This is a genomic window from Streptomyces hygroscopicus subsp. hygroscopicus (assembly GCF_030269125.1).
GTDB classification, from domain to species: domain Bacteria; phylum Actinomycetota; class Actinomycetes; order Streptomycetales; family Streptomycetaceae; genus Streptomyces; species Streptomyces hygroscopicus_C.
The window spans coordinates 156276-180542 of sequence record NZ_BSSM01000005.1 but is presented as its reverse complement, the minus strand read 5'-3'; the positions used below and the strand labels follow the sequence as shown (position 1 = coordinate 180542).

Sequence of the window (24267 nt, the reverse complement as noted above, 5' to 3'; positions counted from 1 at the left end):
CGGCACCCGTGCGCGAAGGGCCGCGGGACGGGTGAAACCGCAGGACAGGGGGTGCGTGGCGGGCCGTACGACGTGAGGTACGTCACCCGTAGGTGTCGCCGGGACCCGTGCTTCCCGGGGCCCGCAGGGGGCCGTAGCGGCGGGCCGGGCCGCCGGGGCCGAGGACCTTGATCAGCCGGACCGTGCCATGGCCCAGGTCCTCGTTGAGCCGGGCGACCAGCGCCGGTGCGAGCAGCCGCAGCTGGGTCGCCCAGGCCGTGGAGTCGCACGCGACGACGAGCACCCGCTCGTCCTCGTCGTACCGCTGCGGCACACAGTGCTTGGCCAGGTCCTCGCCGACGATCTGCGGCCAGCGTCCCATCACCCCGCCCACGGCGGCCGGGGTCTCCCAGCCGCGCTCGGTGATCAGCCGGTTGATCGCCGAGCCGAGCGCCATCGGATCGCGGCCGTCGGCCCGTGCCCCGGACCGCAGCCCGCCGCCCCGCCGGGCCTGCTTCTTCTGCCGGACCGCGTCGCCGCGCGCGCGGGCCTGCTCCTTCGCCGCGCGCAACGCCACGCGCGCGAGGTCCACGCCGGAGGGCTCGGCGTTCTTCTTCGGCATACGCGCCCCGTCGCTCATACGCGCTCCACCGTCCCGCCGGAGACGGCGTAGCGCGTCCCGCTGAGCACCTGCGGGACGTCGTCGTCCACGGCGGCGGTGACCAGCACCTGCTCGCCGGGCGCGACCAGCTCGGCCAGCCGCTCGCGGCGGCGCGCGTCCAGCTCGGCGAAGACGTCGTCCAGGACGAGGACCGGCTCGTTCCCCTCGGCGCGCAGCAGCTCGTACGAGGCCAGGCGCAGGGCGAGGGCGTACGACCAGGACTCGCCGTGCGAGGCGTACCCCTTGGCGGGCAACTGGCCCAGTTTCAGGACCAGATCGTCCCGGTGGGGGCCCACGAGGGTGACGCCCCGCTCGATCTCCTGCTTGCGTGCCTCGGCCAGGGCGGCCAGCAGCTGGGCGTACAGGTCCTCGCGGGTGTGGGCCTCGCCGGGCGCGGACGGCTTGTACTCCAGCGCGAGGGGGCCGCCGCCGGGCGCCAGCTGCTCGTACGCCTTGTCGGCCAGCGGCCGCAGCGCGCCGATCAGATCGAGCCGCCGGGCGAGCAGTTCGGCACCGGCGCGCGCGAGGTGCTGGTCCCACACGTCGAGGGTGGACAGGTCCATGGACCGCCCGCCGTGCCTGCGTGCGAGGGCCGCGGTCTTCAGGAGCGTGTTGCGCTGCTTGAGCACCCGCTCGTAGTCGGAGCGCACGCCCGCCATCCGCGGGGACCGGGCGGTGATCAGCTCGTCCAGGAACCGCCGCCGCTCCCCGGGGTCCCCCTTCACCAGGGCGAGGTCCTCGGGCGCGAACAGCACGGTCCGTACGATGCCCAGCACGTCCCGCGGTCTGACCTGCGAGGACCGGTTGATGCGGGCGCGGTTGGCGCGGCCGGGGTTCAGCTCCAGCTCGATCAGCTGCTGCCGGTCGCCCTGGCGGACCTGGGCCCGGACGACGGCGCGCTCGGCGCCCATGCGCACCAGCGGCGCGTCGGAGGCGACGCGGTGGCTGCCGAGGGTGGCCAGGTAGCCGACCGCCTCGACCAGGTTGGTCTTGCCCTGCCCGTTCGGCCCGACGAACGCCGTGACGCCGGGGTCGAGCGGGACCTCGGCCCTGGCGTACGAGCGGAAGTCGGCCAGCGAGAGATGCGTGACGTGCATGGTCTTTGTGCCGACCTCCTTCCGCTCGGACGGGCTGTGGATCGCGGGGCGACCCTGTGGACTACTTCTTCTCTACGGCGTGGCCACCGAACTGGTTGCGCAGCGCGGCGATCATCTTCATCTGCGGCGAGTCCTCCTGGCGGGAGGCGAACCGCGCGAACAGCGACGCGGTGATCGCGGGCAGCGGCACCGCGTTGTCGATCGCGGCCTCCACCGTCCAGCGTCCCTCACCGGAGTCCTGTGCGTAACCGCGCAGGTCGTCCAGGTGCTCGTCCTCGTCCAGCGCGTTCACCGCGAGGTCGAGCAGCCAGGAGCGGATGACCGTGCCCTCCTGCCAGGAGCGGAAGACCTCACGGACGTCCGTGACGGAGTCGACCTTCTCCAGCAGCTCCCAGCCCTCGGCGTAGGCCTGCATCATGGCGTACTCGATGCCGTTGTGGACCATCTTGGCGAAATGGCCCGCGCCGACCTTGCCGGCGTGCACCGAGCCGAAGTCGCCCTCCGGCTTGAGCGCGTCGAAGACCGGCTGCACCCGGGCGACGTGCTCGGCGTCGCCGCCGTACATCAGCGCGTACCCGTTCTCCAGGCCCCAGACGCCGCCGGAGACGCCGCAGTCCACGAAGCCTATGCCCTTGGCGGCCAGCTCCCGGGCGTGCTTCTCGTCGTCCGTCCAGCGGGAGTTGCCGCCGTCCACGACCACGTCGCCCGGCTCCAGCAGCTCGGCGAGCTGGTCGACGGTCGACTGGGTGGGCTCACCGGCCGGGACCATCACCCACACCACGCGCGGGGCGCTGAGCTTGCCCACAAGCTCTTCCAGGCTGTGGACATCCGCGACGTCGGGGTTGCGGTCGTATCCGACGACGGTGTGGCCCGCGCGGCGGATCCGCTCGCGCATGTTGCCGCCCATTTTGCCGAGGCCGACGAGACCGAGCTCCATCAGTTGTGTTCCTTAGGGTCGCTGCTGGCGTCTGGGGCACGAGAAGTGCCGCCCCGAGCCTAAACGGCCCCTTTCACGCACAGTTGTGGGCTCTGGCGCTCATTCGGCGCCGGCCGTGCACGGTGCCGGGCGCACCGGAAGACGCCCGGCACCGTGCACGGCTGTGGACGACGTCAGCCGCTGAGCCGGACCGGCATGATCAGGTACTTGTAGGCCTCGTCGGCCTCCGCGTCCAGCGCCGGCTTGCCGCTGAGCAGCGCCGGCTTCGTGGACGTCGTGAACGACAGCTGGGCCACCGGGGAGTCGATCGCGCTGAGACCGTCCAGCAGGAACGTGGGGTTGAAGGCGATCGAGATGTCGTCGCCCTCCAGCTGTGCGTCGACCCGCTCCACAGCCTGTGCGTCGTCGCTGGAGCCGGCCTCCAGGATCAGCACTCCCTGCTCGAAGCTCAGCCGCACCGGGGTGTTGCGCTCGGCCACCAGGGCCACACGCTTCACGGCCTCCACGAACGGCGCCGTCTCGATCACCGCGACCGAGTTGAACTCCGTCGGGAACAGCGTCCGGTACTTCGGCAGGTCGCCCTCGAGCAGTCGCGTGGTCGTACGCCGGCCCGCGCCCTCGAAACCGATGAGCCCCTCGCCCGCGCCGGAACCCGACAGGGCCAGCGTCACGCTGTCCCCGGCCCCCAGCGACTTCGCCGTGTCCAGCAGCGTCTTCGCGGGCACCAGGGCGACCGCGGAGGCATCCGGGTTCTCCGGCTTCCACAGGAACTCGCGCACCGCGAACCGGTAGCGGTCGGTGGACGCCAGCGTCACCGTGTCGCCCTCGATCTCGATGCGCACACCGGTGAGCACGGGCAGCGTGTCGTCGCGGCCCGCGGCGATGGCCACCTGGGACACGGCGGCGGCGAAGACCTCGCCGGGCACGGTGCCGGTCGCGTTCGGCATCTGCGGCAGCGCCGGGTACTCCTCCACCGGCAGGGTGTGCAGGGTGAACCGGGACGATCCACAGACCACGGTCGCCCGTACACCGTCTGTGGAAATCTCCACCGGCCGGTTGGGCAGCGCACGCGAGATGTCGGCGAGCAGCCGGCCGGAGACCAGGACGGTGCCCTCCTCCTCGACCTCGGCCTCGACGCTCACCCGTGCCGAGACCTCGTAGTCGAAGCTCGACAGGCTCAGCTGGCCGTCCTCGGCCCTCAGCAGCAGGCCGGCGAGCACAGGCGCCGGCGGACGGGCAGGGAGGCTGCGTGCCGCCCAGGCCACTGCCTCCGCCAGTACGTCGCGTTCCACCCGGATCTTCACCGTAAGCCGCCTCCTGCTGTTGCTTCTGAGTCCTCCGACTCGGTGTCACCGCCCACTGCGACGGGAAGGACACCGGGGACCAGTCTGACGCACCGCACTGACAGCAGGTGCCCGTCGGGGTCAAGTCGCTCCGAGCGGCAGTCGGGCTCGAGACAGCGAGTTGTGCACAGCCCCCGCTTCAAAGCGATTGCCGAGCTCTCTCTAGTCGGGAGTAGTAGTAGGGCCTGTGGATACCGTGGATAACCACGTTTGCCCAGCTCAGCGCATGTTTTTTGTCCACCGGGCCTGTGGGTGGAAGCAGTGGACAACCCGGGTCCTCTGTGGAGAACAGAAAGTTCTGCACACTCGGCCCACAGGCTGAGGGCAGTTCTCCCCAGCTGCGTCCCCAGGAATACCCAGGTTTCCCACACCCCAACCCGGCACCTTCATGTGACGCCTTTCACTCGACGCGGTGAGAGGGTGCGTCGCGTTGCCGAACAGTGGACAGCCATGTGGAGAAGCCGCGCCACACTGGGGACAACGGCCCCCAGCCTGTGGGTAGTCGGTGGACAACTTCGTGCACAGCCTGTGGATCCTTTCGTCGTCCACAGCCTGTGGATGTTCGTCGTCCACGATTCCACAGCCCCCTGAACTGCACGGACGCCATCCACCGCACTGCCCTGTGGACACACCTCGGGACAACTTCACCATCCCCACCATGTGGAAGAAAGAAAGTCGCCAAATCTGTGGAGCACGGCCGTAACCCGACGAGAAATCGAACACCGGCGGCCGCTTCCCCCGCGGGCGGTCGTGCCGCCGGGGCGGCGCCGGTGGGTCCGGGCGGCACCCGGCCGGCGCCGGTGAGCACTCCCGCCCCGGCCGGCCACGGCAGCGAGCCCCCGGGGACGGCGCACATACGAAAGGGCGCCTCCGAGGCCCTGTGCCTCGAAGACGCCCTCACACCGGGTCCGGCGTCGGCTAACCGTTCTTGATCCGGTTCGTCAGCTCCGTCACCTGGTTGTAGATCGACCGCCGCTCCGCCATCAGCGCCCTGATCTTCCGATCGGCGTGCATGACCGTCGTATGGTCCCGCCCCCCGAACTGCGCCCCGATCTTCGGCAGCGACAGATCCGTCAGCTCCCGGCACAGGTACATCGCGATCTGCCGCGCGGTCACCAGCGCCCGCCCCCGGGACGTCCCGCACAGGTCCTCGACCGTCAGTCCGAAGTAGTCCGCGGTCGCCGCCATGATCGCCGTGGCCGTGATCTCGGGCGCGGCGTCCTCCCCGCCCGGGATCAGGTCCTTGAGCACGATCTCGGTGAGCCCCAGGTCCACCGGCTGCCGGTTGAGCGAGGCGAACGCCGTCACCCGGATCAGCGCGCCCTCCAGCTCACGGATGTTCCGCGAGATCCGGGACGCGATGAACTCCAGCACCTCCGGCGGCGCGTTGAGCTGCTCCTGCACCGCCTTCTTGCGCAGGATCGCGATCCGCGTCTCCAGCTCCGGCGGCTGCACGTCGGTGATCAGGCCCCACTCGAAGCGGTTGCGCAGCCGGTCCTCCAGCGTGACCAGCTGCTTGGGCGGCCGGTCGCTGGACAGCACAATCTGCTTGTTGGCGTTGTGGAGCGTGTTGAAGGTGTGGAAGAACTCCTCCTGCGTCGACTCCTTGTCCGCGAGGAACTGGATGTCGTCGACGAGCAGGATGTCCATCTCGCGGTACCGCTTGCGGAAACTGTCGCCCTTGCCGTCGCGGATGGAGTTGATGAACTCGTTGGTGAACTCCTCCGAGCTGACGTACCGCACGCGCGTGCCCGGGTAGAGGCTGCGCGCGTAGTGCCCGATGGCGTGCAGCAGGTGGGTCTTGCCGAGCCCCGACTCCCCGTAGATGAACAGGGGGTTGTACGCCTTCGCCGGCGCCTCCGCGACCGCCACCGCGGCCGCGTGCGCGAACCGGTTGGACGCGCCGATGACGAACGTGTCGAAGAGGTACTTGGGGTTCAGCCGTGCCGTCGGCTCACCGGGACCGCTCGCGGGCGCGGACTGCGCCGCCGACGGTCCGGGCGCCCCCGCCGGGGAGCCGTCCGGCCGGCCGGTCCCGGCACGGTGCGCGGGCCCGCCCACCGGCTGCTCGGGCAGCTCGCGCCGGACGGGGTCGCGCTGGTCGTACTCGGCGCGTGAGGTCTTGTAGTCCCCGCGGTCGTAGTCGGACCGCTCGTAGTCGGAGCGGGGCTTGTCGTAGTCCGGCCGCGACGGCTCGTAGTCCCCGCGCTCCCCGCGCGGGTTGTCGTACCCCCCGCGCTGCTGCTCGTACGACGGCCGGTCCGCGCCCTGCTGACGGTAGTCGTGGGCCGCCGGGCCGTAGGGGTCCGGGGCGTGGGAGGAGGGCGAGGCGTACGGGTCGCGCTCGGGGAAGCCGAGCCGCTGCTGCTGCCAGCCGTAGTCGTCCTGCCCGCCGCGCGGCCAGGCGCCGGGCTCCGGGCGGTGGTACTCGGCGGGGTAGACGGGGCGCGCCGTGGGCAACTGGTCGCCGCGCTGCTGGGGTTCGCCGCCCGGGTGCTGGTCCGCGCGGTGGCGCCCGTACCCGTCGTACGACGGGCCGGAGGGCGGCTCGGGTTCCTCGTAGCGCGAGGGGGCCGGCTGCTGCGCGCTCGGCGCCGGGGGCTCGCCCGCGGAGTCGTCGACGGTGATCGCGATGCGGATGGGGCGGCCGCACTCGCGACTCAGCGTCTCGCTGACGATCGGGGCGAGACGGCCCTCCAGTACGCCCTTCGCGAATTCGTTCGGTACGGCGAGCAGGGCGGTGTCCGCGACCAGCGCGAGCGGCTGGCAGCGGCGGATCCAGTGTTCGTCCTTCGTCTCGACGCCCTGCCCGCGGCCCTCCCCGAGGAGCTGCTCCAGTACGCGTGGCCACACTGCGGCAAGATCGGCAGGTACGTCAGCCACAGGGCACGCTCTCTCACAGGTCCCGCGAAGGTGTGGTCGCGGGGACGGGTCGGGGTGAATCTCGGGTGGTCGGCGGGGCAAACCCGCCGGGGCGGGGGACAAAAGAACGAATCGGAGTCCAGCCACGGTAGTCAGCGCGGCCGGTAGGGTTCAAGTTGTTGTCCCCAGCCTGTGGACAGTGTCTCCCAGCGACTCTCGGTTTGACCGGATGGCGTAGCCCCGCGTACCGTAACCAGGTCGAGTTGTCGATGGCTGCTGCCGCCTGCCTCCGATGGGCACAGATCACGTCAGGTGATCGGGAAGCGGTGCAATCGGGCGTGACGCGAGCTACTCGTGGGCGCACGGTGACAGCCAGGACGGCACCCCGCCACTACCGATTCTTTCTGGAGCCCCCGAGTGAGCAAGCGCACCTTCCAGCCGAACAACCGTCGTCGCGCGAAGACCCACGGCTTCCGGCTGCGTATGCGCACCCGTGCCGGCCGCGCGATTCTCGCGTCCCGCCGTAGCAAGGGTCGCGCCCGTCTGTCCGCCTGATCCCGGTCAGGTCATGACATCGTGCTGCCCACCGAGAACCGGCTGAGGCGGCGCGAGGACTTCGCGACCGCGGTACGACGAGGTCGCCGGGCCGGCCGCCCGACGCTCGTCGTCCACCTTCGTAGCGGTGCCACGGACCCGCACGCGCCTGGGGAGAGCGCTCCTCCGACGCGTGCGGGTTTCGTCGTCAGCAAGGCCGTGGGTGTCGCGGTCGTGCGCAACAAAGTGAAGCGCAGACTGCGTCATCTGATGCGTGAGCGAGTCGCCCTGTTTCCCCCCGGTAGCCTGGTAGTCGTACGAGCGCTGCCCGGATCGGGCGACGCCGACCATGCACAGCTGGCCCAAGACCTGGACGCCGCCCTACGGCGGCTGCTGGGAGGGGACGCGCGATGAAGTACCCACTGCTGGCTCTGATCAAGCTGTACCAGTGGACGATCAGTCCACTGCTCGGGCCAGTGTGCAAGTACTACCCGTCGTGCTCCCATTACGGCTACACGGCCATCGACCGGCATGGTGCGATCAAGGGCACGGCACTCACCGCCTGGCGCATCCTCCGGTGCAATCCGTGGTCGCTGGGCGGTGTGGACCATGTCCCGCCGCGCAAGCGTCCGCGGTGGCACGAAATGCTGCGCGACGCCTGGCGCGCACGCCGGGGCGGGCCCTCCGCCGCCGAACCGGCCACCGGGGAGAAGCCGGAGAACGCTGTCTCCGACCTTCCCCCGAGCCCGGCCGCAGAGACCTCGTCCCATGCCCAAGGAGCATGATTAGTGGACACGATTGCCAGCCTCTTCAGTTTCATCACCTGGCCCGTCTCCTGGGTCATCGTCCAGTTCCACGCGGTGTACGGCGCCATCTTCGGCCCGAACACCGGATGGGCCTGGGGCCTGTCCATCGTGTCCCTGGTGGTCCTGATCCGCATCTGCCTGATCCCGCTCTTCGTGAAGCAGATCAAGGCGACGCGTGCGATGCAGACGCTCCAGCCGGAGATGAAGAAGATCCAGGAGCGCTACAAGAACGACAAGCAGCGTCAGTCCGAAGAGATGATGAAGCTGTACAAGGAGGCGGGTACCAACCCGCTCTCCTCGTGCCTTCCCATCCTGGCGCAGTCCCCGTTCTTCTTCGCCCTGTACCACGTGCTCAACGGCATCGCGTCGGGCACCAAGATCGGTTACATCAACGCCGAGCAGCTGGCCAGCGCCCGCCAGGCGCACATCTTCGGGGCCCCGCTGGCCGCGAAGTTCCTGGACGGCGCCGACACCGTGCAGAAGCTCGGCGCCTCGCTGACCGACGTCCGCGTCGTGACCGCGATCATGATCGTCCTGATGTCGGCGTCGCAGTTCTACACGCAGCGCCAGCTGATGACGAAGAACGTCGACACCACGGTGAAGACGCCGTTCATGCAGCAGCAGAAGATGCTGATGTACGTCTTCCCGATCATGTTCGCCTTCTTCGGTATCCGCTTCCCGGTCGGTGTCCTCGTCTACTGGCTGACCACCAACGTGTGGACCATGGGCCAGCAGATGTACGTCATCCGCAACAACCCGACCCCGGGTTCCAAGGCCCAGGCCGCCTACCTGGAGCGCCTGACCAAGCACGTCACGCACCACGGCAAGGTCAGCCGCCGCAGCGAGAAGGCGATCATCAAGGCGATCGTCGCCAAGGGCCGCGAGCGCAACGAGTTCGAGCGCAAGTTCATCAACGCCCTGAACAAGGCCGGCCTCGCCGCCCAGGCGGACGGCACCGTGGCGAAGAGCGTGGCGGCCGAGACCGAGGTGCAGACCGAGGACGGCGCGACCACCACCGCCGGTGCCGCCCCGCGGCGCCAGCAGCCCAAGCGTCAGTCCAAGGCCCAGCGTCAGTCCGGCGGGGCCAAGCAGACGGGCGACTCCCCCTCTCTGGAGAAGTCCGACTCGCCGGAAGAGACCGACCAGCCCGACCAGCCGCAGGACAGCAAGCCCGCCGCTGCCCAGCAGGCCCCGAAGCCCGGCACGGGCGCCCGTAGCAGGGCCCAGAGCGGCCAGCGCAAGGGCGGCTCGCAGCGGCCCAAGTCCTCGTCCAAGAAGTAAGAAGGAGCCCAGCCCGTGACGGAAGGCACCACCTCCGCCGCTGCCGAGGGTGCAGACGCCCTCTCCCGCCTGGAGCAGGAGGGTGAGATCGCGGCGGACTACCTGGAGGGTCTGCTGGACATCGCCGACCTCGACGGCGACATCGACATGGATGTCGAGGCCGACCGGGCCTCCGTGTCGATCATCAGCGACAGCGGCAGCCGCGATCTGCAGAAGCTGGTCGGCCGGGACGGCGAGGTGCTGGAGGCGCTGCAGGAGCTGACGCGTCTGGCCGTGCACCGGGAGACCGGTGACCGCAGCCGGCTGATGCTGGACATCGCCGAGTACCGGGCCAAGAAGCGGGCCGAGCTGTCCGAGCTGGGCGCCAAGGCCGCCGCCGATGTGAAGAGCTCCGGCGAGCCGGTGAAGCTGCGGCCCATGACCCCCTTCGAGCGCAAGGTCGTGCACGACGCGGTCAAGGCCGCCGGGCTGCGCAGCGAGTCCGAGGGCGAGGAACCGCAGCGGTTCGTCGTCGTGCTGCCCGCCTGATCCGCCCCCTTGTTCCACCGGCCCCGTCTGTTGAGCAGGCGGGGCCGAACTTTGTCAGCCTGGTAGTTCTGGTGGTCGGTGCGCGAAGCGCCGGCGCTGTACGGAAGGACGGTCCCCGTGACGGAGGCAGCGGAGCTTCCCCCCGCGCCCGAGCAGGCGCGTGAAGTATTCGGTGATCGCTTCGACGATGCGGTGCGTTACGCGGAGCTGCTCGCGGACGCGGGCGTGCAGCGCGGTCTGATCGGCCCGCGGGAAGTACCCCGCCTGTGGGAGCGGCATCTGCTGAACTGCGCGGTGCTCTCGGAGGCCGTCCCCGAGGGAGTGACGGTCTGCGATGTGGGCTCCGGCGCGGGGCTGCCGGGCATCCCGCTGGCCCTGGTCCGCGAGGACCTCAACATCACCCTGCTGGAGCCGCTGCTGCGGCGCACCAACTTCCTCTCCGAGGTCGTCGAGCTGCTCGGCCTGGACCATGTCACCGTCGTGCGGGGACGCGCCGAGGAAGTCCTGGGCAAGCTTCAGCCGGTCCATGTGGTGACCGCCCGCGCCGTCGCCCCGCTGGACCGCCTGGCCGCCTGGGGGATCCCGCTGCTGCGCCCGTACGGCGAGATGCTCGCCCTCAAGGGCGACACCGCCGAGGAGGAGCTGAAGGCCTCCGCCACCGCCCTGAGCAAGCTCGGTGCGGTGGAGACGTCCATCCTCCATGTGGGCGAGGGCATCGTGGATCCGATGTCGACGGTGGTCCGGGTCGAGGTCGGGGAGAGCCCTGGCGGTGTGCGCTTCGCCGCCAAGCGGGCGAAGGCCGCGCGCACGGGACGAGCCCGCCGACGGCGCTGAGCCGGGCGAGCGTACTCCACACAAGCTGCCCACCCACGCACGACGGAGTGTCGCAGAGGACCGGCCGCCGGTGCTGTGCATCGTGTTTCACGTGAAACGTCGCTCACTGTTGCACGGCATCATCAGCCGCGGCCGCGCGGCCGAACCCCGCGACCGGAAGCCCCTCGGTTCGCTCGGAGGGGGGCCCAGCCCCACCGCCAGGCCGGCTCCGCCCCCCTCAGGGGTCACGGAGTTGCCCACAGAGGTGGATTTCTCCACAGAAGACCCGGCCTCACTGGTTCACGACCCCGAAGGCATGGGAGGCTCTGTTCATTGCGAGCCTGAAGTCGAGGAGAGTGAATCCTTGCGGTCCGACGCCAACATCGCGGGACCGATGACCGATCCGGTCCCCGGTCCCCGAACCGAGTCGATGGGGGCGGATGTTTCACGTGAAACACCGCCCCCGATGGACGACACCCCTATCGGTCGCGCGGCCCAACTGGCAGTGGAGGCTCTCGGTCGTGCCGGCGAAGGCCTGCCTCGACCGGAGCAGACCCGCGTCATGGTGGTCGCCAACCAGAAGGGTGGCGTGGGCAAGACGACGACGACCGTCAACCTTGCCGCTTCGCTGGCTCTGCACGGTGCCCGGGTCCTGGTGATCGACCTGGACCCCCAGGGCAACGCGTCGACGGCCCTCGGGATCGACCATCACGCCGAAGTTCCCTCGATCTACGACGTGTTGGTGGAGAGCAAGCCGCTCGCCGAGGTCGTCCAGCCCGTACCGGACGTCGAAGGACTCTTCTGCGCCCCGGCCACCATCGATCTCGCCGGTGCGGAGATCGAGCTGGTGTCCCTGGTGGCGCGCGAAAGCCGGCTTGAGCGCGCGATCCAGGCGTACGAGCAGCCGTTGGACTACATCCTCATCGACTGTCCGCCCTCGCTGGGCCTGTTGACGGTCAACGCGCTCGTCGCGGGCCAGGAGGTCCTGATCCCGATCCAGTGCGAGTACTACGCGCTGGAGGGGTTGGGCCAGCTGCTGCGCAATGTCGATCTGGTGCGGGGGCACCTCAACCCCGGCCTGCATGTATCGACCATCCTGCTCACCATGTACGACGGCCGGACGCGTCTCGCCTCCCAGGTCGCGGAAGAGGTGCGCAGCCACTTCGGTGAAGAGGTGCTGCGGACGAGCATTCCCCGCTCGGTCCGTATCTCCGAGGCACCGAGCTACGGGCAGACGGTGCTGACTTACGATCCTGGATCGAGCGGTGCCCTCTCGTATCTTGAGGCGGCCCGAGAAATCGCGCTGAGGGGCGTTGGCATCAGCTATGACGCGAGCCAGGCCCACGTCGGCGCCCAGAGCGACCCGAGCATGGTGGAGGGGATCCAGTGAGTGAGCGACGGAGGGGGTTGGGCCGAGGTCTGGGCGCGTTGATCCCTGCTGCCCCGGTGGAGAAGAACCCGGTCCCGGCCGCGTTGGGTGGCGGCGCGTCCGCCTCTCCCACGGGCGTGCCGGTACTGACGGCGGACCGCGGGGTGGCCGCGGCGAAGGTGGCCACGCTCCCGCCCGCTGCCTCTCACGAGACTCAGGAGCGGTCGGCCGGCCCGGTCGCGGAGACGCCCGCGCCCCCGATGGGTGCCCACTTCGCCGAGATCCCCCTCGACGCGATCACACCGAACCCGCGCCAGCCGCGCGAGGTCTTCGACGAGGACGCCCTGCACGAGCTGGTCACCTCCATCCAGGAGGTCGGCCTTCTCCAGCCGGTCGTCGTACGGCAGCTGGGACCCGGCCGCTATGAGCTGATCATGGGCGAGCGCCGCTGGCGCGCCTGCCGCGAGGCCGGCCTGGAGGCCATCCCGGCGATCGTCCGGGCCACGGACGACGAGAAGCTCCTCCTGGACGCGCTGCTGGAGAACCTGCACCGCGCGCAGCTGAACCCGCTGGAAGAGGCCGCCGCCTACGATCAGCTGCTCAAGGACTTCAACTGCACGCACGACCAGCTGGCCGACCGGATCGGGCGTTCCCGCCCGCAGGTCTCCAACACCCTCCGGCTGCTGAAGCTTTCGCCGACGGTGCAGAAGAGGGTCGCCGCCGGGGTACTGTCCGCCGGACACGCGCGGGCGCTGCTGTCCGTGGCGGACTCGGAGGAGCAGGACCGGCTGGCCCATCGCATCGTGGCCGAGGGGCTGTCGGTGCGGGCCGTCGAGGAGATCGTGACCCTCATGGGCTCCCGGCCCCAGAAGCCGCAGCGCCCCAAGGGTCCGCGTGCCGGCTCCCGCCTCTCCCCTGCGCTGAACGAGCTGGCGACCCGGCTGTCGGACCGCTTCGAGACCCGGGTGAAGGTCGACCTCGGGCAGAAGAAGGGCAAGATCACGGTCGAGTTCGCCTCCATGGACGACCTCCAGCGGATCCTGGGCACCCTTGCCCCGGGAGAGGGACGGGTCCTTCCCAAGGACCTTCAGGAGGACGTCGAAGAGGGTCGGGACGACTGATCCCTGGACGCTTCGGTCCCCTGGGTTCGAGCAGCGAGCGGGCGTGTCCGGTGTGTGCCGGAACACGGCCCGCTCTTTGCTTTGCGGCGGTATCGAGTGAATCGCATCGTGGATACGATGCGAGTGCTCAGGGAGTGCAGTGCTCGGACGGTCGTTCGCGCCGCGGCGGCCGGTGAGGGAAGCGAGGAACAGCCTTCATGGGGCGTCGGCTTGTGCCGCTCACACTGGACAACCTTCAGGACCTTCCCCAACGCTGTCGCTCGTGTGTCTTCTGGGAACTGGACCCCGTCAGCGGTGAGGCGGCGGTCAAGGCCGGCACGGCCGCCGTGGAGAAGGAGTCCTGGATCTCCGCCGTCCTGCTCGACTGGGGTTCGTGCGGCCGTGTGGTCTACGTCGACGACGTACCGGTGGGCTATGTGCTCTACGCCCCGCCCGCCTATGTCCCGCGTTCGGCTGCCTTCCCCACGAGCCCGGTCTCACCGGATGCCGTCCAGCTGATCACGTCCTTCATCAAGCCCGGATACCAGGGGCAGGGGCTCGGCCGGGTGCTGGTGCAGACGGTGGCCAAGGATCTGCTGCGCCGGGGCTTCAAGGCCATAGAGGCATTCGGGGACGCCCGATGGAAGGAACCCGCCTGTCTGCTGCCGGCCGACCATCTCCTGGCCGTGGGCTTCAAGACGGTACGGCAGCATCCCGCGTACCCCCGGCTGCGGCTGGAGCTGCGCTCGACGCTGTCCTGGAAGGAGGACGTCGAGATGGCGATCGACCGGCTCCTGGGCGCGGTCCAGAAGGAACCGGCGCTGCGGCCGCTGTAGCGGGCGCTTCCGGGCGGAGACATCCGCTGCGGTGGGCGGACATCCGACCGCTCCAGCGAACGGACACGAAGAAGGGGCCGACCCGTGGGAGGTCGGCCCCTTCAATGTTTCACGTGAAACATCACTCGGCGATGAATTCCTCGAGGTCGCGGACGATCGCGGCCTTGGGCTTGGCGCCGACGATGGTCTTGGCGACCTCGCCGCCCTGGTAGACGTTCAGGGTCGGGATCGACATGACGCCGTACTTGGCGGCCGTGGCCGGGTTCTCGTCGATGTTGAGCTTGACGATCTCGATCTTGTCGCCGTGCTCGGCGGCGATCGCCTCCAGGGAGGGGGCGATCTGGCGGCACGGACCGCACCAGGCAGCCCAGAAGTCCACCAGGACGGGCTTGTCGTTCTTGAGGACGTCCTCGTCGAAGGAGGCGTCGGTCACGTTCTTCAGGGCGGCCACGCTGGGCTCCTTTTCTTGGTCGTGGGGAGGGAGGTGAAGGGGAAGCCGTGAGGAGCGTCAGACCGCGGCGGTCTTCTCGGGCTCGGCCTGGTCCTCGTCGGCGAGGGCGGCGAGGAAGCGTTCGGCGTCCAGGGCGGCGGAGCAGCCGGTGCCGGCCGCGGTGATCGCCTGCCGGTAGGTGTGGTCGACCACGTCACCGGCGGCGAAGACACCGGTCACGTTGGTGCGGGTGGACGGGGAGTCGACCTTCAGGTAGCCCTCCTCGTCGAGGTCCAGCTGGCCCTTGAACAGCTCGGTGCGCGGGTCGTGGCCGATCGCGATGAACAGACCCGTCACGGGGAGGTCGGACAGCTCGCCGGTCTTGAGGTTGCGCAGCTTCAGGCCGGAGAGCTTCTGCTCGCCCTGGATCTCGGCGACCTCGCTGTCCCACACGAACTTGATCTTCGGGTCGCCGAAGGCGCGCTCCTGCATCGCCTTGGAGGCGCGCAGGGTGTCCCGGCGGTGGACGATCGTCACGGACTTGGCGAAGCGCGACAGGAAGGTGGCCTCCTCCATCGCGGTGTCGCCACCGCCGATCACGGCGATGTCCTGGTCCTTGAAGAAGAACCCGTCGCAGGTGGCACACCAGGAGACACCGCGGCCGGACAGCGCGTCCTCGTTCGGGAGGCCGAGCTTGCGGTGCTGGGAGCCGGTGGTGACGATGACGGCCTTCGCCTTGTGGACGGTGCCCGCGGTGTCGGTGACGGTCTTGATCTCCCCGGTGAGGTCGACCGAGACGATGTCGTCCGGGATCAGTTCCGCGCCGAAGCGCTCGGCCTGGGCCCGCATGTTGTCCATGAGGTCGGGGCCCATGATGCCGTCACGGAAGCCCGGGAAGTTCTCCACCTCGGTGGTGTTCATCAGCGCGCCACCGGCGGTGACGGCACCCTCGAACACCAGGGGCTTCAGCGAAGCGCGGGCGGTGTACAGCGCCGACGTATAGCCTGCGGGCCCGGAGCCGATGATGATCACGTTACGGACATCGCTCACGGCTTGATTCCTCGTCTCTGGTCTGCGTCAGTCGACCGGTGGACGTCCCTTTCGGGACTCTCACCCCACCCAACGGATCCTACGGGGCGCGCATTCCCGCTGTGTTCGGGCACACGCGTGCGGGGAACGACCGACCGGAATCCCGCCTCACGGACGGGCGACGGGCTCCTTCAGCAGAACCCTGCCGGAGGAGGCGGACCGCTGTCCGACACAGGCGGCATCGATCACATAGGCCGTGACGCGTGCACTGTCCTGGAAGTCGGGAAGGACGACGAGATAGGCGTTCTTCCCGGCGTAGGTACCGGTCTTCGCGGCCAGGGCCTGCTCACCCCGGGGGATCGCCAGCCGAACGCAGTCCGGGACCGCCACCTGAGGCCGGAGAAGAGTGTTCGCGCTTTCGCCCGACTGCGGGGTGTTCCGCTCGGAGTTCCCGCCGGACCGCGGCTGCTGGCTGTCCCCGTGCCCCCGCTGGGGGCTCTTCTCCGCGGTCAGCAGGTCCCGCACCTGGTTCTGGACGCTGGTGCCGGAGAAGGCACCGGCGGACGGGCTCGGCTTGCCATGGGCCGTCGTGGACGACGTACCACCGCCGAACGACTGGAGCACCAGTGCGCCGGCCCCCAGGACGGCAGCGGTCAGCACACCGCCCAGCGCGACGGCCCTGCGGCGACGACCGCGTCCGCTCTTCTTCCGCCCCGGTCCGGTCGCGGCCTGCGGGCGGCCTGTGGGACGGTCGGCCGGGACGGATGTCGCGTGCTCACGTTCGTGCGCGGGCTCGCGCGCCGCGGGAGCCGATGTTTCACGTGAAACATCGGTCGTGGAATCTTCACTAGAGCCGGAGCCGGAGCCGGACGCATTGAGCAGTGCCTCGGCGGCCAGGGCGGCGTCGATGCGCTGCGCCACGTCGATCGGCATGGCCTCCGGCGCCTGCGCGGAACCGAGCAGCCCCCGGATCTCCTCCAGCGAGGCGTAGACGTCCGCGCACAGCTCGCAGGCGGCCAGGTGGTACCGCACGTCCGTGCCGCGCTCAGGCGGGAGAAGGCCCTCGGCGAGGTCGGAGATCTCGGTGACGTCCGGGTGCCCGGCCGTGTCCGTCGTCGATGTCACGCTCGCCCACCTCCGCCCTTCACTACGGCTGAATCGGTCGGTCCCGCCTCCTGGAGGCCCGCTCCGGAAGACTCCGTCGCGGATGGGACGGATGTCCCTTGCACCCGGTTCCGGCCAGAACTGTTTTCCTCTCCGTCACGGCCTTCTTCCGAGCCGTGGTCGGGGCGCAGATGAGTGAGCAGCGGCAGCAGTCGGGCTCTGCCCCGGGCGCACCGGCTCTTCACCGTGCCCGTCGGCACGTCGAGGATCCGGGCCGCCTCGGCGACCGGGTAGCCCTGCATGTCCACGAGGACCAGCGCGGCCCGCTGCTCCGGCGCCAGGGTGCCCAGCGCCTCGATGAGCTGGCGGTGCAGATCGTTGCGCTCGGCCGGCGCGGACGCGGACTCGTGCGGCTCCAGCAGCTGCTCCAGCCGCTCGGTGTCGTCCACCGGGGCGGTCTTGCGCGAGGCGGCCTTGCGGACGCGGTCGAGACAGGCGTTCACCGTGATCCGGTGCAGCCAGGTCGTCACCGCCGACTGGCCTCGGAAGGTGTGGGCGGCGCGGTAGGCCGACACCAGGGCGTCCTGCACCGCGTCGGCGGCCTCCTCGCGGTCCCCCAGCGTGCGCAGCGCGACCGCCCAGAGCCGGTCCCGGTGCCGCCGCACGATCTCTCCGAAGGCGTCGGGGTCGCCCTGCACGTGGCGAGCGAGCAGCTCCTGGTCGCTCACGGATCCGCCTGTCGGCTCGCGCAACGGTTCCCCTCCCTCCCACCTGGCCCTGAGAGTAGTACCTACGAGCCGAGCCGTCAGGAAGCGATCACGAGACTTCCCCGATCGCGGACACCCTTCCCCCCGAGGGAGAACTCAGCTCGTCACCTTGACGTCCGCCACCCGGCCCCGCCAGTGGCCTCCGCCGTCCGCGGGCAGCTTGGTCAGCCACACCAGGAGATACCTCGTGTTGAGGGTCTTACCGGGCTTGAGCACCACTGTCGTGCCCGAGCCGTCGGCCACCTTGGTGTAGGCGTCGAAGGAGGTCGGTTCCGACCCCGCGTCCGCGCTCGCGGAACGGAGTTCGACCGAGGTCTGCCCGAGGAAGGTGACGGTCACCTTCCCGACCTGCTGCACCTTGCCCAGGTCGAGGATGACCCCGACGCCGGGCTTCAGGTTGCCGAACTCCGGGCTCAGATAGAAGTCCGTCTGCCAGTACGTGGACGGACTGCTGTCGAAGACCTTTCCGACGTCATTGGGCTTCTCGGAGTGGTCCGCGCTGAACGGGTCGAAGTCACGGGCGCCCTGGACGGGGACGAGGCGGCCGGGAGTCGTCGCGTCGGACTTGTCCCCGCCGTCCGTGGTCTGGCTCTTGTTGGTGTCGTTCGACTTGCCGCTCCGGTCCATCAGGGCGTCCGCCAACTGCCAGCTGCCCAGGCCGAGAGCGGCGATGAGGAGGGCGGAGACCGCCCACTTCAGCGCCTTGCCGGTGCGGCTCTGCAGCGGGGGCGGCGGGGGCGCGATCGGCTGGGCGGCACCGGGGTGCGTCGCCGGGCGGCCGTAGGTGCCCTGCTGGTAGGTGGTGCGCTGGTACTCGGGCGGCGCGGTGAACACCGGCTCCGGCGGGCGGATGCGGGGCATCTCGCCGATCGCCTTCACCAGCTCCTCCGGCGTGGTGCAGGCCGCCTCGTGCCGGGACGCGGTGGCCCCGTCGTTGGCGAGTGCCCGCATGGCCAGCTCGGACAGGCCGCGGTGGATCCCGGCCCGCACCTGGTCGGGTGCGATGAGGCCGATGTCCTTGGGGAGGCCGGACAGGCCGTAGGCGTCGTTCTCGTAGGGCCAGCGCTGGGTCAGCGCGGCGTACAGCAGGGCACCGATCGCCTCGGTGTCGGTGCGCTGCGGGGTGTCGGAGCTGATGCCGCGCAGCGCGGCGTTCACCGCGAGGCCGCGGATGCGCCACTGGCCGGTCGAGGTGCGCAGCACGGCGTTGGGGTTCAGGCGCAGATGGGCGAGGCCCTCACGGTGTGCGGCGGCCATCGCGGAGGCCACCTGACTGACCATCTGGTACGCGTCGTGCGGCTCCAGCGGACCGGCCGTGAGCAGCGTGGTCAGCTCGGTGGCGTCGGGCAGCCATTCGTGGACGACGTAGACCAGGTCGTTCTCCTCGACGGCGTCGAGGACCTGGACGAAGCGCGGGTCGCCGAGCAGTGCGGAGGACCGGGCGGCGGCGAGCACCGAACGGGCCCGTGCGTGGTCCGCCGGCAGGACGTGGACGCCGACGGCGCGGCGGAGTTTCTCGTCGACGGCACGCCAGCTGCTGAACCCGTCCAGACGGGTGACGCACTCCTCCAGCCGGTAGCGTCTGGCGAGCTTGTGACCGCTGTGCAGTTCGGGCGGCGAGGCGGGCTTGCGGGAACCCTCCGCGTCGGTCCCCTGCGCCTCGTCACCGTCCGTGTCCCGCATCGGGTTCTTGGCCACCCCGTCGGCCGTGGACTGGTCCGCCTTCGCGGTCAGCGGCTGCTCGCCGCTGTTGTCTGCCACGTCGACGGCAGCCGTGCTCCGTTCCGCCACCGTCGTCCCTGCCTCCCCATCCGTTGCACGCTGTCCGACGCCGAAACCAATTGTGCCCACAGTCCGCCGCTATGCACGACACACGGCAGCGGACGATGGTTGTGCCCCTACCCCCGCCTCAGCGACCCAGACGCCCGCGCACCATGCCCACGAGCGAGTTCAGTTCGTCGATCCGCATCCGGCGGGCGGCGACGAAGAAGACACCGAACAGGACGGCCCCGCCGACGATCAGTGCCGCGAAGGAGCCGATGACGCCCTGGCCGAGAGTGTGCCCGATGCCGTAGCAGACGGCGCCGCTGAGCAGCGCCGCCGGCACCGAGGCGATGCACAGCCGCGCGTACGTCCGCATCACGCGGGCGCCGTCCAGGTCACCGCCCAGGCGCTTGCGCAGCCGTCGCCAGGCGACGATCACGCCGATCGCGTAGGCGGCTCCGTACGCGGCCGCCATGCCGGTGACCGCCCAGCGGGCCGGCAGCAGGAAGAAGCAGAGGGCCGAGGCGCCCGCGTTGACCGCGGCGACGATGACCGTGTTGTAGAAGGGGGTGCGCGTGTCCTCGAAGGCGTAGAAGGCGCGCAGGACGACGTACTGCACCGAGAACGGGATCAGGCCGAGGCCGAAGGCCATCAGCATGTAGCCCATGTTGGTGGCCTCGCCGATGCCCGAGCTGCCGAAGATCAGGGTGCACATCGGGACGCCCAGCGCCAGGAAGCCGAAGGCGACGGGGACGATGGCGACCGCGGTGGTCCTGAGGCCCTGTGAGATGTCGTCGCGCACGGCGCCGCCGTCGCCCTCGGCCGCCGAGCGGGAGATGCGCGGCAGCAGGGCGGCCATCAGGGAGACCGTGATGATGGCCTGCGGCAGGCCCCAGATCAGCTGGGCGTTGGCGTAGGCGGCGAAGCCGGTGCCCGCGATGCCGGATTCCTTGGTGGCCGCGGTGGACAGCTGGGTGACGATCATCGCGCCGGCCTGGTTGGCGAGGACGAACAGGACCGTCCACTTGGCGAGCATCGCGGCCTTGCCCAGGCCGTGGCCGCGCCAGTCGAAGCGCGGCCGGATCCGGAACCCGGTCTCGCGCAGGTAGGGGATCATCGCCAGCGCCTGCACGACCAGGCCGAGCAGCACGCCGACACCGAGCAGACGCTGGCCCTGCGGCGGGATGTTCGTGACCGTCATGTGGGAGTGCGACGCGGTGCCGTAGACCCAGATGAACATGCCGAGCGTCACGATGATGACGATGTTGTTGAGGACCGGGGTCCACATCATCGCGCCGAACTTGCCGCGCGCGTTGAGCACCTGACCCATCACCACGTGGATGCCCATGAAGAAGATCGAGGGCAGGAAGTAACGGGTGAAGGTGACCGCGACGTCGTTGGCCGCCGGGTTGCTGGCGACCGGGTTGGACAGCATGCGCACCAGCAGGGGTGCCGCGAGCATCGCGAGACCGGTCAGCGCGGCGAGCGCCACCATGACGAGGGTCAGCAGCCGGTTGGCGAAGGCCTCGCCGCCGTCGTCGTCCTCCTTCATCGCGCGGACCAGCTGCGGCACGAAGACCGAGTTGAGGCCGCCGCCGACGGTGAGGATGTAGATCATGGTCGGCAGCTGGTAGGCGACCTGGAAGGAGTCGCCCAGGAAGCCGAGGCCGAGCGCGGAGACGATCAGCGCGGAGCGGACGAAGCCGGTGAGCCGGGAGACCAGGGTGCCCGCCGCCATGACGGCGCTGGACTTCATCAGCCCGCCGACCTTGCCGCCCCTCTTCGCGGGCGCGGCGGTCGCCACGGAGGCCGCGGGAGCCATGGCCGGCTCGGCCGCGACGGCCCCCGTCGGGGCGCCGGGGGCCGGGGCACCGGCCGGTGCGGGCACCGGGGGTTGCACCGGGTTTCCGGCGGCGTAGGGCGCGGCGGGCGCGGACGGGTACCCCTGCCCCCCGTAAGGGCCCTGCTGCCGCGGGTGGCGGCCGTAAGCGGGTGGGTACTGGCCACCGGGCCCCGTTCCCATGCCCGGCGCGCCGGCCGGACCCGGGACGCCCGGCGGGTCCATCGGCGTGTGCCCGCCGCTGTGCTGCTGGTCCTTGAAGAGATGCGCGAAGGCGTCCGGCTCGTGGTACTCCTCGCCGGAGTTGGAGACCAGGTCGTCCACGCCCACGAACTGGGTCGTGCGCGGGTCGTCGCCGTAGGGCAGGTGGGGCGCCGCGCCGTCCGGCTCGGGTGCCGGGGGCTGCGCCCACACCCGCGGGTCGGGCGCGTAGGGCGACTGGGCGGGCTGTCCGTACAGCGGCTGCTCGTAGGCGCCCGGGGGCGGCGGGGGGTGCGCGGCGCGGTCGTAGAGCGCCTCGGCGACCGGGTCCTGGGCGGTCAGATCGTGCGCCCGGTAGGGATCCTGGTCGTAGGCGTCCTGGAGGTACATGTCCGCCGCTTGCTGCGGCGGCACCTGGCCGGGCTCGGGCGGCGTCTCGGGGTAGCCCGAGCCGGCCGCGCCCTGGCCGCGGTCACCGTCGTACGGCGCGTTCATGCCTTACCCCACCTCATCGTCCCGGGCCCACCGGCCACGACATCGCTCAACGGTCCACTCTCTCACCCGTCGCGGACGGGTCGGTGCTTTCCGGTGCGGTGTCCGGCGCAGGGTCACTCGGCTGCTCCGGGTCGTCTGCCCCCCCGGCGGAGTCGGACTCCTCGGGGAGACGACCCCCGGGCTCGTCCGGGTTCCCCGGCTCGTCCGGGTCCTCTCCCGCGCTGCCCGCGCCGCCCTCCCCGGCCTGGCGGGCGGCCGCGCGCTTGCGCTGGGTGTACATCCGGAAGCCGGCGAGGACGAGGAGCAGCACACCGCCACCGATGACCAGCATCACCGTGGGCGTGACCTCGGTGACCTTCACGTCGAAGCTGACCGGGGCGCCGTATTCCTGGCCGTCCTCGGTGTACAGCTGGGCGATCACCGTGGCCCGGCCGTTGGCGTTGGCCGACGTGGTGAACTTCACCGACGCGGCGTGGCCGCCGGCGATGTCGACGGACTGCTCGGCGTAGGCCTTGCCGCCGATCTTCAGTCGGGTCGGCTGGGTCGAGGTGAGGCGCAGCACCAGATGGCCGACCGGCTGGACGAGGTTGTTCTGGACGGTCACCGGGATGGTCGCGCTGCGTCCGGACAGCTTGGTCTCGGACTTGTCGATCAGCTTGACCTGCCCGGCCAGATCGTCCAGCCACGCCTCCACGCCGCTGCGGAAGCCGTCTCCGGCCTCGCTCCGGCCCCGCCACGACGTGGACATCCCGCGGTTTATGGCCCGCCCGAACGGGGTGACCACGCGGGACTGGTCGGACAGGATCACCTGGAAGTCGTCGAGCTTGTCCTGGGTCCGGGCGATCTGCTGGAAGGCCTGCGCCGGCAGCTCCTGCCGGCGCAGGTACGAGGGGTAGACCGAGGTCGACGGGATACGGGTGGTCGCGCTCGGGTCGGGCTTGGCCTTGGCCGCCCCCGTCAGGTCCTGCGCCTGGGACCAGGTGCCGCCCTGCAGCGCCCGTACCGCCGCCGCCATCGCCTGCGCCTGGTCCGCCGTGGGCATGCGCTGCGGGGCGACGACGATGCTGCGCTGCCGGTCCGTCTGCGCGTTGATCTCCAGGCTCTGGGCCAGGAACTCCTGCACGGCGAGCGTGGCCGAGTCCGCCTTCGTCAGATCGCCGTCGAAGGCCGTGGACAGCGCGGCGTCGGCGACGACCGCCGTGGTGCCGCCGCCGACCGGACGGGCGGCGGAGGGCGTGTACGACAGCCCGGCCGTCTCCTGGAAGCTGTCGCTGCGGGTGATCACCCGGTCCGCGCCGGCGGAGGTGGCGACCCGCATGATCGACGGGTCCACGGCGCCGTTCACCGGCCAGGCGTAGTCGGTGCTCGGTGTGACGTGGAGCACGGTCTTCACCGTGGTGGCGGCGACGTCCGTGGCGTCCTTGAGGTGGCTGAGAGAACCGGTGACGCTGGTGCCGCGGTGCGCCAGCGAGGCCAGGTCCGGGTCGGCGAAGGGCAGCGCGACGACCTCCTTGCCGACCACCGCCTTCTGCAGGTTCGCCAGCCACTGCTTCGCGAGGGCCTGGTGCTCCTTGGGGCCGGGCACCGTGGTGTCGCCGTCGCCCTGCAGCCGGTAGTTGCCCGATGCCATGGCGTCCACGGAGGCCAGCAGGTCCGGGTCTATCACCCAGGTGACGTCCAGGTCCTTGCCCAGGCTGACCATCTGGTCCAGGCGGCCGCCCGGCGCCAGCTCCTTGGCCAGGTCGTCGTCGAGGAAGACCGGAGTCTGCAGTTCGCCGGCGCCGGTCCTGGCCGTCATGTGGACGGTGGACAGCAGCGGCCACAGGAAGGTCGTCCTGGTCCGGGTGTCGGCGTCGGAGGGCTGCCACGGCAGGAACGTCCGCTGGATGCCGAGCACCTGCTGCCAGGGCTGGGCGGAGGTCTGCCCGGACAGGGCGACCCCGAACTCGTAGACGCCGTCCGCGCCGAGGTCGAGCTTGTCCACCGGAACGGAGATGCTGAAGTGCTCGGCGACGCCCGGCGCCAGCTTGGTGAACTTCTGCGCGTACTTGTCGCCCACCTCGGAGCCGGTGAGCCCCTGGATGTCGTCGGGGTGCCGGGCCACGTCGCTGATCCCCGAGCGGGTGTTCAGCATCGGGCCGACCCGCAGGCCCACATGGGCGCCGGTCACGGCCTGCTTGCCGTTGTTGGTCACCGTGCCGGAGACGGTGAGGGTGTCGCCGTCCGTGGGGGCATTGGGGCTCAGCGAGTCCAGGGAGACGGACACCGGGTCCGCGGACGCCGCCGCGGCGGGCGCGGCGGCGGGCAGCTGGAGCAGCCCGGCCAGCAGGGGCGCCCCGGCGAGCAGCGCTCCGGTGCGCCGCAGCCATCGGCGCGCAGGTGAGGCACTGGTCCCCTGGAAGTCAGCCGCCTCGGCCACGCGCTCGCCCGTCCCTCGTCGTCTCAGTGGTCGTCGGAATGTGCGTCCCCGCATGGTAACGATGTGCGCCGA

At 70.4% G+C, this 24267-nt stretch carries 21 protein-coding genes; 9 read left to right on the top strand and 12 right to left on the bottom strand.

The features are described 5' to 3' along the window. Window positions 1-82: 82 nt before the first annotated feature. The 5 genes from QSK45_RS13925 to dnaA all read right to left on the bottom strand — a co-directional run bounded on the left by QSK45_RS13925 (window position 83) and on the right by dnaA (window position 6900). Window positions 83-619: a DciA family protein gene (locus QSK45_RS13925; RefSeq protein WP_285556601.1), complete on the bottom strand. Its 537-nt coding sequence runs from the start codon at window positions 617-619 to the stop codon at window positions 83-85. After that, a complete protein-coding gene (recF, locus tag QSK45_RS13920) occupies window positions 616-1737 on the bottom strand; it encodes a DNA replication/repair protein RecF (RefSeq protein ID WP_285556600.1) in 1122 nt (373 codons plus the stop codon). Before recF ends, QSK45_RS13925 begins: the two co-directional genes overlap by 4 nt. Window positions 1738-1798: 61 nt before the next feature. Next, a complete protein-coding gene (gene gnd, locus QSK45_RS13915; RefSeq protein ID WP_285556599.1) occupies window positions 1799-2674 on the bottom strand; it encodes a phosphogluconate dehydrogenase (NAD(+)-dependent, decarboxylating) in 876 nt (291 codons plus the stop codon). A 173-nt stretch (window positions 2675-2847) separates the two neighbouring features. Then, entirely contained in the window at window positions 2848-3978 is a 1131-nt protein-coding gene (gene dnaN, locus QSK45_RS13910) for a DNA polymerase III subunit beta (protein WP_285556598.1), read from the bottom strand. 957 nt (window positions 3979-4935) lie between these two features. Then, window positions 4936-6900, bottom strand: a complete 1965-nt coding sequence (gene dnaA / locus QSK45_RS13905) for a chromosomal replication initiator protein DnaA (RefSeq protein ID WP_285556597.1) — start codon at window positions 6898-6900, stop codon at window positions 4936-4938. A gap of 396 nt (window positions 6901-7296) precedes the next feature. Between dnaA and rpmH the strand changes: the two genes are divergently transcribed. The 9 genes from rpmH (at window position 7297) to QSK45_RS13860 (ending at window position 14146) form a co-directional block, all read left to right on the top strand. Further along, window positions 7297-7434, top strand: a complete 138-nt coding sequence (rpmH, locus tag QSK45_RS13900) for a 50S ribosomal protein L34 (protein ID WP_003956500.1) — start codon at window positions 7297-7299, stop codon at window positions 7432-7434. Between the two features lie 21 nt (window positions 7435-7455). Further along, the gene (gene rnpA / locus QSK45_RS13895) at window positions 7456-7827 is read left to right on the top strand and encodes a ribonuclease P protein component (protein ID WP_285556596.1); all 372 of its coding nucleotides are present in this window, start codon (window positions 7456-7458) and stop codon (window positions 7825-7827) included. Then, complete coding sequence (gene yidD, locus QSK45_RS13890) at window positions 7824-8198, top strand: membrane protein insertion efficiency factor YidD (RefSeq protein WP_285556595.1); 375 nt, start codon at window positions 7824-7826, stop codon at window positions 8196-8198. Before rnpA ends, yidD begins: the two co-directional genes overlap by 4 nt. 3 nt (window positions 8199-8201) lie before the next feature. Next, window positions 8202-9500, top strand: coding sequence for a membrane protein insertase YidC (yidC, locus tag QSK45_RS13885; protein ID WP_285556594.1), 1299 nt, complete (start codon window positions 8202-8204; stop codon window positions 9498-9500). Window positions 9501-9515: 15 nt separating this feature from the next. Further along, window positions 9516-10028, top strand: a complete 513-nt coding sequence (locus QSK45_RS13880; protein ID WP_285556593.1) for a Jag family protein — start codon at window positions 9516-9518, stop codon at window positions 10026-10028. 117 nt (window positions 10029-10145) lie between these two features. Continuing rightward, window positions 10146-10862, top strand: a complete 717-nt coding sequence (gene rsmG, locus QSK45_RS13875) for a 16S rRNA (guanine(527)-N(7))-methyltransferase RsmG (protein ID WP_285556592.1) — start codon at window positions 10146-10148, stop codon at window positions 10860-10862. A gap of 295 nt (window positions 10863-11157) precedes the next feature. Next, entirely contained in the window at window positions 11158-12231 is a 1074-nt protein-coding gene (locus QSK45_RS13870) for a ParA family protein (protein WP_285557085.1), read from the top strand. Next, window positions 12228-13331: a ParB/RepB/Spo0J family partition protein gene (locus QSK45_RS13865; RefSeq protein ID WP_285556591.1), complete on the top strand. Its 1104-nt coding sequence runs from the start codon at window positions 12228-12230 to the stop codon at window positions 13329-13331. Before QSK45_RS13870 ends, QSK45_RS13865 begins: the two co-directional genes overlap by 4 nt. Before the next feature lie 197 nt (window positions 13332-13528). Continuing rightward, window positions 13529-14146, top strand: coding sequence for a GNAT family N-acetyltransferase (locus QSK45_RS13860; protein ID WP_285556590.1), 618 nt, complete (start codon window positions 13529-13531; stop codon window positions 14144-14146). 121 nt (window positions 14147-14267) lie between these two features. Here QSK45_RS13860 and trxA read toward each other — a convergent pair whose 3' ends face one another. The 7 genes from trxA to QSK45_RS13825 form a co-directional block, all read right to left on the bottom strand. Beyond that, entirely contained in the window at window positions 14268-14597 is a 330-nt protein-coding gene (trxA, locus tag QSK45_RS13855; protein ID WP_285556589.1) for a thioredoxin, read from the bottom strand. A gap of 57 nt (window positions 14598-14654) precedes the next feature. Further along, window positions 14655-15626 carry a thioredoxin-disulfide reductase gene (gene trxB / locus QSK45_RS13850; RefSeq protein WP_285556588.1) on the bottom strand — a complete coding sequence of 324 codons (972 nt, stop codon included), beginning with the start codon at window positions 15624-15626 and terminating at the stop codon, window positions 14655-14657. 147 nt (window positions 15627-15773) lie between these two features. Further along, entirely contained in the window at window positions 15774-16730 is a 957-nt protein-coding gene (locus QSK45_RS13845) for an anti-sigma factor family protein (RefSeq protein WP_285556587.1), read from the bottom strand. Continuing rightward, entirely contained in the window at window positions 16727-17437 is a 711-nt protein-coding gene (sigM, locus tag QSK45_RS13840; RefSeq protein ID WP_285556586.1) for an RNA polymerase sigma factor SigM, read from the bottom strand. Before sigM ends, QSK45_RS13845 begins: the two co-directional genes overlap by 4 nt. Before the next feature lie 135 nt (window positions 17438-17572). Next, complete coding sequence (locus QSK45_RS13835) at window positions 17573-19267, bottom strand: protein kinase family protein (RefSeq protein WP_285556585.1); 1695 nt, start codon at window positions 19265-19267, stop codon at window positions 17573-17575. A gap of 118 nt (window positions 19268-19385) precedes the next feature. Then, window positions 19386-21776, bottom strand: coding sequence for a murein biosynthesis integral membrane protein MurJ (murJ, locus tag QSK45_RS13830; protein WP_285556584.1), 2391 nt, complete (start codon window positions 21774-21776; stop codon window positions 19386-19388). Window positions 21777-21822: 46 nt separating this feature from the next. After that, on the bottom strand, window positions 21823-24195 hold the full coding sequence (locus tag QSK45_RS13825) for a DUF6049 family protein (RefSeq protein ID WP_285556583.1): 2373 nt from the start codon (window positions 24193-24195) through the stop codon (window positions 21823-21825). Between the last annotated feature and the right edge of the window lie 72 nt (window positions 24196-24267).

What these genes read in the sequence shown, in the direction of transcription:
- QSK45_RS13925 (WP_285556601.1), bottom strand. Translation starts at nt 619, where the DNA reads ATGAGCGACGGGGCGCGTATGCCGAAGAAGAACGCCGAGCCCTCCGGC.
- recF (WP_285556600.1), bottom strand. Translation starts at nt 1,737, where the DNA reads ATGCACGTCACGCATCTCTCGCTGGCCGACTTCCGCTCGTACGCCAGG.
- gnd (WP_285556599.1), bottom strand. Translation starts at nt 2,674, where the DNA reads ATGGAGCTCGGTCTCGTCGGCCTCGGCAAAATGGGCGGCAACATGCGC.
- yidD (WP_285556595.1), top strand. Translation starts at nt 7,824, where the DNA reads ATGAAGTACCCACTGCTGGCTCTGATCAAGCTGTACCAGTGGACGATC.
- QSK45_RS13870 (WP_285557085.1), top strand. Translation starts at nt 11,158, where the DNA reads ATGGGAGGCTCTGTTCATTGCGAGCCTGAAGTCGAGGAGAGTGAATCC.
- QSK45_RS13860 (WP_285556590.1), top strand. Translation starts at nt 13,529, where the DNA reads ATGGGGCGTCGGCTTGTGCCGCTCACACTGGACAACCTTCAGGACCTT.
- murJ (WP_285556584.1), bottom strand. Translation starts at nt 21,776, where the DNA reads ATGAACGCGCCGTACGACGGTGACCGCGGCCAGGGCGCGGCCGGCTCG.